We start from the raw sequence: 12,316 nt of genomic DNA on the forward strand, positions 1-12,316 counted from the left end.
GTACTAACTGGTATAACCATAACGGAGGTGTTACTGACTGGAATAATTGGTATCAAGTCCGTAATTATAACCTATTCAACTTATCTGATTTTAACCAAACCAATCCCGATGTTTATCAGTATCTTTTAGACGGTGCTAAATTTTGGATTGATGCTGGAGCTGATGCAATACGTATTGATGCTATAAAACATATGGATAAAACTTTTATCCAACGTTGGACTACGGACATTTATAATTACAGTAAAGCATTAGGTCGTGAAGGATTTTATTTCTTTGGTGAATGGTTCGGAGCAAGTGCAAGCATCACGACTGGTATTGATGGGTATGCCATTGACTACGCCAACTCTTCTGGTTCAGCTTTACTTGATTTCGGCTTTAGAGACACCTTAGAAAGGGTACTAACTAACCGTCCCGGAAATAACATGGAAACATTAAATGGCTACTTAGAAAAAAGGAAAACTGTCTTCAGTAGTGATGATTGGCAAGTTGTTTTCATGGATAACCATGATATGGCCAGAATATCCACCGCTCTAAGGTCAAATGCATCGACATTTGGCCCTGGTAATAATGAAGCTGGTGGCAATCAAAATGAAGAGTTTGCCAAACAACGTCTCAACCTAGGACTAGTTATCACAATGACAGTACGTGGGATACCCGCCATTTACTACGGAACTGAACACTATGCAGCTAACTTTACGACAAATGATTTCGGACAAGTAGGAAGTGATCCTTACAACCGAGAAAAAATGCCAAGTTTTGATGAGGATACCGAGGCATTTAAGATCATCCAAGCACTAACATCACTCAGAAAAAATAGCACAGCGATACAAAAAGGAAGTTACATACAACGCTGGAATAATGACGACATACTGGTATATGAACGGCAAGATGGTTCAGATACTGTTACCGTTGCACTAAACCGTGGTCCAGCAACAACCATAGTAGTGAATAACTTAGCGATTGGTGATGGATCCCACCTCAACTTACTTAACAACGAAACAATTGCCGTTAACGCAGGAAAAGCAACACTCCATCTAAATCAAAATGAAGCTATCGTTTTGCACAATAGTGAGGGTGCCGAAGAACCAAGACTGAGTACCATCTCTTTGTCCTGTAATCAAGGATATACAATTACAGGACAAAGTGTTTATGCCATTGGCAATGTGACACAGCTAGGAAACTGGGATCTAACAAAAGCAGTCAAGCTTTCACCTAATTTATATCCAACTTGGAGCGCCGATATTGCAGTACCGGCAGGAGAGGCTATTGAATGGAAATGTGTTAAACGCCATGAATCTATCTCAACAAATCTAGTCGAATGGCAATCGGGAGGCAATAACCAATTTAATAGCTTAAATACTCAAACAACTAGTGGATCTTTCTAACCGCTTCTTTTCTCCATAGCTAACACCAGCTATTTGGCTCCTTTTAAAACAGGAGCCTTTTTTCTTAGATATGCCTAATCACAATCAAGCCACATTCCACCACTTTAACCAAACATCAACACATCACCATGTTGAAGCACTTCTAATTTAGGACCGAGTAAATGGATGGTACCCGGCAATTCTGGGATTCGCTGACCGTCAAATTTAAGTGTTACATGCCCAAGCTCCGCAAGATTTTGGTTCGCCACACTGCCGACTGCCGTCACAACAAAACCGAGATCCCCAATTAATAAAGTGGTGTTGTGGTCAATCAATCCATACAACGAAGATCCCGAGTGTATGAAGCAATATTCCTTCACCGCATCAGGGGCGCTCGGGCCGAATAAAATCACCATATCATCATGCAGTGAGTCTTTAGCATAATCGCCAGCGGACAAAATCGTCGTTTGATACTGAAGCATATGCCCTCACTGATAAATGAAGAATGAGATAAGCCAAGCAATCAGCACCGTTGGCGCACCTGTAAGAAAACGAGAGTAAAGTACCGAAGGCACACCGACCTGTACCGTTTCGGGCTTAGCGTCTGCAAGGCCAAGCCCTACAGGGATGAAATCACAAGCAGCTTGAGCATTTATGGCAAACAAAGCGGGTAATGCTAAGTGCGGTGGGATATTTCCCATACCGATCTGAGTCCCGATAAGTACACCGATCACTTGCGCAATCACCGCACCTGGTCCAAGAAAGGGTGACAGAAACGGAAATGAACAGATCAAAGCAATCGTCAGTAAACCGATCGGGTTCCCTGCTAATGGCTCCAAAGTATGAGCAATTAAATCACCTAACCCAGACGCGAGAATAACCCCAATCAACATTGAAACAAACGCCATAAAAGGCAGAATGGTTTTAAGTACGGTATCAATGGTTTCACGCCCAGCCTGATTAAAGGTCGCCATCACCGAGCCCATACCGATCCCCACTTTAGCCAGTAAGCTATCTGTTTGTTGGCTAAGCTTCTTCGTCGTGTCAATGGATTGGGGCTGAGATAGGATTGGCTCACAAAACGTGGTTTTGTGATCATCTACCAAGGAAAAACAACCACTGCGTATGCCAGATGCATAAATATCTTCCTGAATATACTGTGCTAAAGGGCCACTTTGGCCTGTAGCATGGATATTTAATGTCGGAATACCTTTTTTGGGATAAAGCCCACAACGCAATGTGCCACCACAGTCAATCACTACACAAGCGACTCGTTCATCGGGAACAAAATGTTCAAAGCCGTTAACCGCTTGCATGCCCGTCAACGTCACCATCTCATCAATAAAATGGGGACGAGTCCCTGCTGTGATGTAGATGATCTTCTTGTCAACCTCAACCGGAATGAATAGCGGGCCACCCCATCCACCCTGCCCTCGGTTTACTTTCAATACCGTCATCATTTTTCCTCAACCACGTTAAGATCGACTTTATCGCTGAATACTACACCTTGTTGTCTAGCCACAAACATAGTCGTCATATCGGTTACCCAACCGCGTAAAAAGTTGGTCACTAAGCCAACCAGCAAATAGGAAATAGCGAGAGGACCGAGCGATAAGCCCTGTTGAGTGATCCCAGCGGCAATGCCTAGATAAATAAACAATTCACTAGGATTTACATGAGGGAACATACCATTCATGGTGTGGCAACTGTAGGAGGCAGAGGCATAATAAGAAGGTTTGTACTTTTCAGGTAAGAAACGCCCTAGGCTGAGCACCATGGGATTACAAAAAACAAAGGTTCCTACTGTCGGCAAGAGCAAATAGCGAGATATAGGATTAGACGCACTTTTCTGAGCTAACACTTCTATGCGCTGTTGGCCAATAAAACGGCTCAGCGCATTCATGGCAACTAATAAACAGATCAGCACTGGGAGTACTTGTGCCACCATTTCGCTAAACACTTCACCGCCTTTCTCAAACAGACCAATAAACCATTCCGCTCCCTCGATTATCCAATCCATACCTTCGGCTCTTAAATTATGTGGGGATAGTTGGAGTGTTTCCGTTATTGATATATTGAAAAAGAGGCAAAAGAGAAAAGCGTGAATTCAATCACCGATAACTTTTATTTTAAAAGTAAAAAATTGAAATCGGCGACAAAATAAAAAGAAAGCCAACTGGCCTCCTTTCATAAATGGGGTTTATGGAGTGACTTAGGAGCCAACGGTGATCACTTGGATACCTTTCTCTTCCAAATACGTCCGATCCTCTGCTGCGATAAGGTTATCTGTGACAACTATATCGATTTTATCTAGCGGAACCACCACGTTAGGGCTACGACGGCCAAACTTACTTGAATCGGTCACGACAATGATCTGATTGGCTGCTTGGCACATCGCCTGGCTGACTTGATACGCTTCGTTGTAGGTTGTTGTTCCCTGCGCAAGGTCAAAACCATCAGCACCAATAAAGAGTTTATCGAAAGAAAACTGTTTAAATGCTTGCTCTGCCAGCGTGCCATGGAAAGACGCTGATTTTCGACGATACGTTCCGCCCGGAACCAATACAGTATGTTCCGCATCCAAATTCGCTACTGCGTTTACGATGTGAATACTGTTCGTCATCAATGTCAGTGACATCACCTGTTCAAAATGCGGCACCATCTGCAGTGTGGTACTGCCACAGTCCAGAATGATCGAATCCCCGTCCTCGACCAGTTGCGAAGCGGCTTTAGCGATTAAGCATTTACGTTCAAGGTTCACCGTCTGCTTTTCATCCATCGAACGGTCTTCCAAAATGACGCTATTAGCGATACAAGCTTCAGCTGCTCCGTAACGGCGAATAACAAGCCCTTCTTCCTCTAACGAACGTAAATCACTGCGTATTGTCGCTCCTGATGTTTCAAAGGTATCCGCCAGATCATTCACTGACGTTTTCCCATTAACACGCAGATAATCCAGCAACTGCGCTCTTCTGTTATCTAAATTCATAGCATCAACTTCATTATTAAACTGATAGCAGTTTATAACAGTTCCCTTTCAACTTAAAAGGGAAAGGGGGAACATTCTTTCATTACTGCCTAGAAATTGCGACGTTAAACGCTTCTTGAACATTAGGATCCAGTTCAAATATGAGTGATTCAGGGATAGGTAGTGATTGACCAATGAGTTGATCTAGTGTCTTTGGTCTAGCAAATACAGAAATACCCTTCATCACTTGGGCATCTACAACATGATGATCTTCATCTTCAACCAACACCAGTACGGTACGCGGTTTCCATCGGCTTTGGGTGCGGCCTATCTTGACTTTCCCTTTATGAGTCATAGATTGAAGCATCCGATTAAAAGATCGAATCTGCAAATAACCTAAGACGATCTGTATCATCCAAGCTCCTGCAGCAAAATAAATAAGTACAGTTGTTGAGTCCATCTCATACCTCTTGTCAAAAAGGGGCAAGCATAACGCCTGCCCAATATAAGCTGCCCTTATTCTAGGAGCATAGGGCTTAATCCATGGGGGATGGATTAGAACATTACCTGACCACCCGTGATATTGATCGATTGACCAGTACAATAGGCGGCTTCATCGCTGGCGTAAAACTTCAGTACATTAAGAACATCCTGATATTCACATCCTGCCTTAAGTGGTACTTTATCGATATAAATCTGTTCAACCTCTGATTCCGGTACACCCAATTTTTTCGCATACTGAGGTAGCAGTGATTGGAACATAGGGCTTTTCAACAAGTTACCCAACATCAAAGAATGCACCGTGATTTTGTGTTCCGCTAAATCTAACGCAAGTGACTGAGTCAGACCAACTCCACCAAATTTGGCCGCTGAGTAACCACTGTTATGCTTTGAACCCACTTTACCCGACTTTGAGTTGATCTGAATAATGCGCCCACCACGTTGTTCACGAATCATTACTTTTGATACTTCTCGTGCACAGAGGAAATACCCCGTTAGGTTTACGTCAATCGATAGCTGCCAAGCAGTCAGTGGAAAACCGTCAATCTTGCCAGCCTGAGCCACACCAGCGCTGTAAACCAGCAGATCAATCCTTCCAAAAAATTCATCTATTTGCCTAACCATATTCACTACACTTTGCTCTTTGGTGGCATCTACCTCCACACCCAGTGCTGTAGCCTGACCGTATTCTTGATTAATTCTATTAGCCACCTTTTCAGCACTGCAACCATTTAAATCGGCGACCGCAACTCGGTAACCTTCATTAGCCAAACCTAAGCACAGAAATTCACCTAGAGTCTGACCACCACCAACCACTAACGCAACTTTACTCATAACTTACACCTTACTTAGAGGGTGTCCCATCGTAGGCATAGAGCACCCATACTGACTATTAATTTAAAAAGACAATTTCATCACCGCAGCGCACTTGCTGAGGTCGTTCACCATTGACATGAAGACAACCCGGATATTCAGCTTCAACTAAGGCATCAAACCGTATGGTAATGTGCCCAAGTTCTGCAAGGTTTTGATTGACCACCTCACCAACCGCTGTAATCGGATACTGATACCTTCCCAATTGCATCACACCACCGGGTTTGATATTCCCCTTGAGTGCGTCATGCGTGTGGATGAAGCAATACTCTGCCGCATCTTTTGGGGCAATATTACTGAAGATGATCATCATATCGTCTTCCAACGCACTATTGGCAAACTCACCAATGCTCTCGATCTTGACTTGATATAGTGGCGACATTGCTCACCTCCTATTGATAGATAAATAGAGACACAAACCAAGCCAATAGAACGGTAGGTGCGCCAGTAAGGAAGCGTGAATACAGTACCGAAGGAACACCTATTTCAACGGTTCTCGGCTTAGCTTCTGCCATACCCAACCCAACCGGGATGAAATCACAAGCCGCTTGAGCATTGATGGCAAATAAAGCGGGCAACGCGAGATGTGGTGGTATATTGCCAAGACCAATTTGGGTACCGACTAATACACCGATAACTTGAGCGATAACCGCACCGGGGCCAAGGAATGGAGAAAGCAACGGGAACGAGCAGATCAACGCGAGCGTTACTAACCCTAGTGGGTTTTGCGCCAAAGGCGTCAATACATGCGCGATCACATCGCCCAAACCAGAGGCAATGATCACCCCAATCAGCATGGAGACGAATGCCATAAAAGGCAAAATCGTTTTCAAAATGGTGTCAATGGCTTCACGCCCAGCTTGGTAGAAAATCGCCATCACCGAACCCATCCCAATGCCGATCCGAGCCAACAAGCTGTCACTTTGCTGAGTTAGTTTTTTACTCGTATCGTATTTGTTTGTCGCCAGATTCTCGTTCGAGAGTTCATCTCTTAGTGGTGGTGGTTGCATTGCTCCCCCCTCGCTGCCTACTAGTTGAATGTCACGCTCACGCACACCCGATACATAAATATCTTCAGTGATGAATTCAGCCAATGGTCCACTTTTACCCGTAGCGTGAATATTAACTGTCGGTATCCGTTTTTTGGGATACAAACCGCAGCGCAATGTTCCACCACAGTCGATGACCGCTACGCCAATGTCTTCATCGGGCACACTAGTTTTAAAACCATCAACCGCTTCATAACCGGTAAGCTCAACAATACGGTCGACAATTGCAGGGCGAGTACCACCCGTAATGTAAAACACCTTTTTATCGGCTTCGATCGGCAACTCCAATGGGCCACCCCAACCGCCACTACCTTTCTGTATACGTAATACTTTCGTCATTTTTATTGCCCCATTAACCTACGTGAACCTGACGCTCTAACTGAATACCCTGTTGACGTTCAACCATAGTTGTAGTGAAGTCAGTGACCCACCCACGGAAGAAATTAGTCACCATACCAACCAACAAATAGCTAACCGCAAGAGGTCCAAGCGGCAGACCGAGCGTTGTCAGGCCACTAGCAATACCTAGATAGACAAACAACTCACCAGGGTTAATGTGCGGAAACAAACCATTCATCGAGTGACAGCTATATGAAGCCGCCGCGTAATAGGAAGGTTTATAACGTTCAGGTAAAAAACGACCGAGACTCAATGTCATCGGGTTACAGAAAATGAAGGTGCCGATAACTGGCAATATCAAATAGCGAGAGATCGGATTGCCAGCACTACTCTGTGCCAGTTTCTCCACTCGTTCTTGACCCACCAATCGGATAAGCGCATTCATCGCCACCAGCAGTGCAATTAGTAAAGGTAAAATACCGGTTACCATCCCCGTAAACACCTCTCCTCCTTTTTGAAATAGTCCGATAAACCATTCCGCTCCGTGAATTATCCATTCCATAATCAAACCTCATTGTTGTTATTGGCTTAGTGTCAAAGTACGTATTTATACTTCCACTTTACATTTCAAATTAAAAGAATTGACTTTCATTTTAATGACGATGATCACGAAATAATTTTCATAACGAAAACAACAACAACGAAATAACAAGGGATGAAAACGAATTAACAACCAAGAGGCATCACCCATTCCTGAGCTACTTTAAACACTAAAAATCAATAACCTCAAAACCCAAGCCAAACATAACTGCATGTATTTAATGCATATTAAATAAAACAAGCTTTTATTAGGCCGCATTCGACAGGTATTGTCTGACCGTAAAAAAGCCACGATCCATCAGTATCATGATTAGAATAACTACAGACAATCCTTAAAGCAGTTTAATCAGAGCCACACACTAATTTTCAAACCAAAAGAAAATAACAAAAATCTCACAAGCATGCTTTCAGTATAAAAACCCGTAAAGCAGGCTGTAATCGCTACAGAATCACGCTTTCCATTTTTTGAGACGGTGGATCGATAACAAACAGGAAGAACCGGAGGGCAGGACAGAGTTTTGGTAGGGAAATTGATTAAAAATTTAAACTGGCCTTAACCTCTCATTGACACTACCTCAACTCGTTTTTGTCACTCTGCACACCACCAATAAAGGTGATAACAAAAAGAGGATGGACTATGGTGTTTAGCGAAGAGGATCGCCAAGCCTTATACAATGTATGGATGTCACAAAAGGCTAAAATGCATTTGACTCAGATGGAGATGGCTAAGCGACTTAACCTTACTCAACTTGAGTTCTCACATCTTTTACGAGGGGATAGCTCTTTATCGATGACGTTTATCAGTCAATTCTGTCGTCATCTACATATTGAGCCGCACAGGGTACTACCGAGTTTGAAACAGACCGCCACCAGCGAGGTAAAAGCGATCTGTTTAAAAAACCGAATAAGTGTTGATGGTGATATCCAGCATGTTTCTATAGAAGGTAATCAGGTGATCATTGAATACATTCATTATGCCTAATTATTGCGCTACAGCGACTTGTTCTTGCACTAACGGCTCAGAGCGGTAATTCTCACCGGCTAATATATCGTAATGAATCACGGTGTCGTTATTGAATTTCGAGAAATCGTAATAGACGGTGTAAGCGTTGAATTCTTCATCTTTAGTCTTTTTCTTTCCATCGACATAAAAATGACAACCAATGGCCCCTGCCCACTCTTTTCTTATACTTTTAAATATATCGCCATTGCAATCCTTTGCTTCAATCAAAGAACTAAATGGTAAAAATTTGTCGTCAGCTGAATTTGGACTATAAATTCTTAATTGAGCGAAACCAACAGTATCGAAAGCGTTATATGCCTGAACTATAATATCCCCAAGAGTAACATCACAGTTTAATGCGTCATAATATTTCTGGTAGGGAATTCTCAATTCATATCGGTTGGGATCCGCAGAAAAATCATAGGTGATATGTAAATCTACATTTGCCCCTTTTGACCATTTCACATTAGAAAAACTGAACGTACGCGCCTTACAGTTGCTTCCACTTGCTCCCCATCCAACCCAAGCATCTATTTTAGTATCGATAGGCTTTTTGCCTGATATAGTAATATAGGATTCATCAGGTTCATCGCCCCAAATATTCGGCTGAGTACTTTGATAGTAATCAAAACCGAGAAAAACGAATACAATGAATAATACAATAATTGATATTCTTTTTTTCCTTGTGAGGCCATTCAATAACTTCATTGCAGTTGTTCCTTAATTTCATCAGGTAATGTTTTCTGCGCTATTAATAGTTTTGCTAAAGGTAAGCGCTGAGGATCCAAGACTATCTGCTTTAGTTCACCTCTAATCTGATTACGGTTCTCTATTAACTTATTTATAGAATTCATCTCGCTCATCAAACGTCCAATTCCCATAGCAGGTGTGCCATCTCCGATAGAACGAGCCCAAGTTTTTTTAACGGTGAGATAATTTTGCTGTAAAGTAGCAATTTCTTGATCGAGGGCTGATATTGCTTGTTGATAATGCGTCATTAAACTTTCATTACTTAAAGCAAGCAGCTGTTGCCATAAGTTAGGTACATAATGATCCATACCGTGCTCAGCAATCGACGCATCGGACAGATTATCCACCAGCGAGACAGAATCATTAGTGGCTAATTTTGCCAGATCTAGCATAGTGATTTGTGTTTGCCTTGGCGTCAGTAAAATCTGGTTAGAATCATTATAAGTTAATAACTGCGACAAATGACCATGGTGTAGATAATTATCATCGTCGTTATCGGTGAGCATTTTCTTAATCAATGTTATACCACTACTAAATACGGTATTTGCCCATGTCATGGGGATTTGAGCAACCAAATCATGATTATTAACATGACGATAATGTAGAATATCCTGATACCGAGTAACAAAACTGCGTGTTCCTGTACGTGGCATTCCGTAAGTGTATAAGCGTAGCTGTGAAGAATTATAGGCGTCTTTAGTTAACGCACTTAGCAGCAGTGCCCCTGCACCACCTAAACTATGACCACAAAAATATAATTTCTTGCTCCCATGTTTATCTAATTCTTTCAGCATAATATCTAATAATGCCATAGCATATCGATAGAACCCCCGATGGATATAAGTCCCTCCAAATTCTTTAGGGGCAATTTGTGCTGCATCCAAGTCTGTTTTAACAAGGTCATTTATACCTGGCGAATTAAGTACAGCGTCAATGCCGTTAGCCACTTTAGTAATGATGAATTTTGAATTTGGATCAATGACACTATCTTTATCGTAAAAACTCGGCTCAGTACCTCTAACCGAAACAATAGCTATTTCTTCATTGAACAGGATATAGCCTTGGGCATGTTTCTGGCGGTTATCGTAGTATTTAAAATTCAACGCTCTGCTGTAAGGTATTTCCTTGACAAGCCATCTCACTTTTTGATTACCAGACTGTATCGGCAACTGCCTAGACTTGAACTGATTTATAACTGTTTCGATACTCCCAGTACTGTCAGCCTCTGATTTTAGATCAATACTTTTTTTATCAGTCGCATAAGCCAATTTCGATAACAACGCAAAGGTATAACTATTCACCAAACTAAATTCATCGGTATCAATAATCACTGGCATATAACTGCGCAGTGCTTTGATTTCAAAAACGTAACTTTGATTGTGGCTAAGGCTAAACCCTGCGTTTTGCGCAGAGGCATTGGTATCTATCCCTTTATGCTGCTCTTGCAAAAACTCATCTTGCGGGGCTTCATCCCAAAAATCACCTATGGTAGTGCTGTGATACCGTTTCGGGTTTTGCTCAGCAGCATCAAACTCTGCCGATGCGCGGGTTTTCACTGGCGACTCTTGCCCTTCTTTACGGCTGGCGTACTTTTCAACTTCGCTTAACAAAGAGGCTTGGCTGACGGAAGCGCGCCATTCACCTGCGGCAATATTTGCAAATAATACTTTACCGGCGCTGGTGGTTTGCGTGTGTGTGTTGGAGGTAATTTTGTTCGTAATAGTGACGGCAAGGCCATCAATCGGTTCATCGTTTTCACTCATGAACTCCAGTTCCAACCAGTTTTTCTCGGGGTTGCACTGCACGCAATGGTTAAATGAATCCATGATTATCCCTCATGTTGTAATTGGCGACTTAAGGCATGCAGAGCGTATTTAATCTCTTCATTTTGATTGTCTTTGATCAGTTCTATCATGCTAGGCTGAGCCAAGTATTCGTTGCCCATGATCGCCGCGATGGCCGCGCTCATCACACGATACGTTAAGGTTTGCTCAGCAGCAGAGAGAAACGGTGTGAGCATGGAAGCGATATCACGCCCTTCGGTTAAGTGCTGGTCCATTGCCTTGGGGAAATGCTGCCATAACCAAGATTCAAGGTTAGCTTTTAACAAAGGTAAGTTCTCTTGTTTATCAAGATGATGCGCTTTTATTACCCACCAAGAGCCTTGCTGAGCATTAAATGGCGCGTGCGAGGTGTTGTCAAACGTGACTAAGTGACCTTGATCTCGATCGTGGCCTTGGTCTCCATTATCTAATGCAGCCAATTGATTGATATTACCCAAAAACTGGTTCACTTCTGATTGGTCCATTCGCGCTAACATAGCAATAATGACCGACCTATCGTAAAAGCGAAACATCACTTCCTCGCCTTCTAATCCGGCAATTAATAAACTGCGAAGATGCTGCAAAACTTCATCACCCACGGCATGGCTTGACAGCCCAATACCCTGTTCAAGTAACGCTTCAGGGAGCGACAATACCGATTCAGAAACAGGGATTAACCATGGAGAGAGTGGCATCACCTCAGTAAACATTGCACCATAAAACAGAGGCACGGCTTCTTCAAATCCAAAGCCCCCATTTTGCTGTAAGGCCTGCTTGTGAAGCTTGCGATCAACTAACCAATAGCGATGATTTTGCTGCTGTTGAAACCAAGAGAGGATCATGACGGTTTCCCCTGCGTAGAGCATAATCTTACGGCTGGCATATGGGCTTGCTCTGCGTTTAATAACGCTTGGTAAGAAATGGTTCGAAGAGCGGCTGGCATGGTTTGGTCCTTTTTCGTGAATCGCATCGCATAATGTAATGCCTCACCAAGCAAAAGCAATGCCAGTGTTAAGTTATTATATTTCAATAGGTTAACTCTATCG

Annotated in this window: 14 protein-coding genes and 1 pseudogene; 2 read left to right on the plus strand and 13 right to left on the minus strand. The window is 42.8% G+C overall.

Features of this window, described 5'->3' with window-relative positions; all coding sequences use genetic code 11:
- The coding region (locus B9J87_RS16375) for a carbohydrate-binding module family 20 domain-containing protein (RefSeq protein ID WP_094151739.1) at positions 1–1,385 on the plus strand (1,385 nt) is incomplete at its 5' end.
- Between the two features lie 104 nt (positions 1,386–1,489).
- Here the strand turns inward: B9J87_RS16375 and B9J87_RS16380 are convergent.
- The 9 genes from B9J87_RS16380 to srlA (B9J87_RS16420) all read right to left on the minus strand — a co-directional run bounded on the left by B9J87_RS16380 (position 1,490) and on the right by srlA (B9J87_RS16420) (position 7,656).
- Positions 1,490–1,846: a PTS glucitol/sorbitol transporter subunit IIA gene (locus B9J87_RS16380; RefSeq protein ID WP_013868513.1), complete on the minus strand. Its 357-nt coding sequence runs from the start codon at positions 1,844–1,846 to the stop codon at positions 1,490–1,492.
- 6 nt (positions 1,847–1,852) lie between these two features.
- A complete protein-coding gene (gene srlE / locus B9J87_RS16385; RefSeq protein ID WP_088733208.1) occupies positions 1,853–2,824 on the minus strand; it encodes a PTS glucitol/sorbitol transporter subunit IIB in 972 nt (323 codons plus the stop codon).
- Positions 2,821–3,384: a PTS glucitol/sorbitol transporter subunit IIC gene (gene srlA / locus B9J87_RS16390; protein ID WP_094151741.1), complete on the minus strand. Its 564-nt coding sequence runs from the start codon at positions 3,382–3,384 to the stop codon at positions 2,821–2,823. Before srlA (B9J87_RS16390) ends, srlE (B9J87_RS16385) begins: the two co-directional genes overlap by 4 nt.
- A gap of 192 nt (positions 3,385–3,576) precedes the next feature.
- Entirely contained in the window at positions 3,577–4,353 is a 777-nt protein-coding gene (gene srlR / locus B9J87_RS16395; RefSeq protein ID WP_094151743.1) for a glucitol operon DNA-binding transcriptional repressor SrlR, read from the minus strand.
- Between the two features lie 82 nt (positions 4,354–4,435).
- Entirely contained in the window at positions 4,436–4,792 is a 357-nt protein-coding gene (locus tag B9J87_RS16400; protein ID WP_094124683.1) for a transcriptional regulator GutM, read from the minus strand.
- A gap of 95 nt (positions 4,793–4,887) precedes the next feature.
- The gene (gene srlD, locus B9J87_RS16405; RefSeq protein ID WP_013868508.1) at positions 4,888–5,667 is read right to left on the minus strand and encodes a sorbitol-6-phosphate dehydrogenase; all 780 of its coding nucleotides are present in this window, start codon (positions 5,665–5,667) and stop codon (positions 4,888–4,890) included.
- 58 nt (positions 5,668–5,725) lie between these two features.
- Complete coding sequence (locus B9J87_RS16410) at positions 5,726–6,088, minus strand: PTS glucitol/sorbitol transporter subunit IIA (RefSeq protein WP_094151745.1); 363 nt, start codon at positions 6,086–6,088, stop codon at positions 5,726–5,728.
- Positions 6,089–6,098: 10 nt separating this feature from the next.
- Positions 6,099–7,094, minus strand: a complete 996-nt coding sequence (gene srlE, locus B9J87_RS16415) for a PTS glucitol/sorbitol transporter subunit IIB (RefSeq protein WP_013868506.1) — start codon at positions 7,092–7,094, stop codon at positions 6,099–6,101.
- A gap of 13 nt (positions 7,095–7,107) precedes the next feature.
- A complete protein-coding gene (gene srlA, locus B9J87_RS16420; protein ID WP_276526625.1) occupies positions 7,108–7,656 on the minus strand; it encodes a PTS glucitol/sorbitol transporter subunit IIC in 549 nt (182 codons plus the stop codon).
- Positions 7,657–8,331: 675 nt separating this feature from the next.
- Between srlA (B9J87_RS16420) and B9J87_RS16425 the strand changes: the two genes are divergently transcribed.
- Positions 8,332–8,676 (plus strand): helix-turn-helix domain-containing protein, encoded by a 345-nt coding sequence (locus tag B9J87_RS16425; RefSeq protein WP_026027796.1) that lies wholly within the window; start codon positions 8,332–8,334, stop codon positions 8,674–8,676.
- On the opposite strand, the gene B9J87_RS16430 is transcribed toward B9J87_RS16425, so the two are convergent.
- The 4 genes and pseudogenes from B9J87_RS16430 to B9J87_RS17850 form a co-directional block, all read right to left on the minus strand.
- The gene (locus tag B9J87_RS16430; RefSeq protein WP_094151747.1) at positions 8,677–9,405 is read right to left on the minus strand and encodes a hypothetical protein; all 729 of its coding nucleotides are present in this window, start codon (positions 9,403–9,405) and stop codon (positions 8,677–8,679) included.
- On the minus strand, positions 9,402–11,273 hold the full coding sequence (locus tag B9J87_RS16435) for a lipase family protein (protein WP_094151750.1): 1,872 nt from the start codon (positions 11,271–11,273) through the stop codon (positions 9,402–9,404). The genes B9J87_RS16430 and B9J87_RS16435 overlap by 4 nt, the downstream gene beginning before the upstream one ends.
- 2 nt (positions 11,274–11,275) lie before the next feature.
- Positions 11,276–12,136, minus strand: coding sequence for a DUF4123 domain-containing protein (locus B9J87_RS16440; RefSeq protein ID WP_094151752.1), 861 nt, complete (start codon positions 12,134–12,136; stop codon positions 11,276–11,278).
- Positions 12,109–12,316: pseudogene (locus tag B9J87_RS17850) on the minus strand (hypothetical protein); the annotation flags it as partial. The pseudogene B9J87_RS17850 and the gene B9J87_RS16440, both read right to left, overlap by 28 nt.

Source organism: Vibrio sp. V19_P1S1T109 (assembly GCF_002241375.1).
Lineage (GTDB): Bacteria > Pseudomonadota > Gammaproteobacteria > Enterobacterales > Vibrionaceae > Vibrio > Vibrio anguillarum.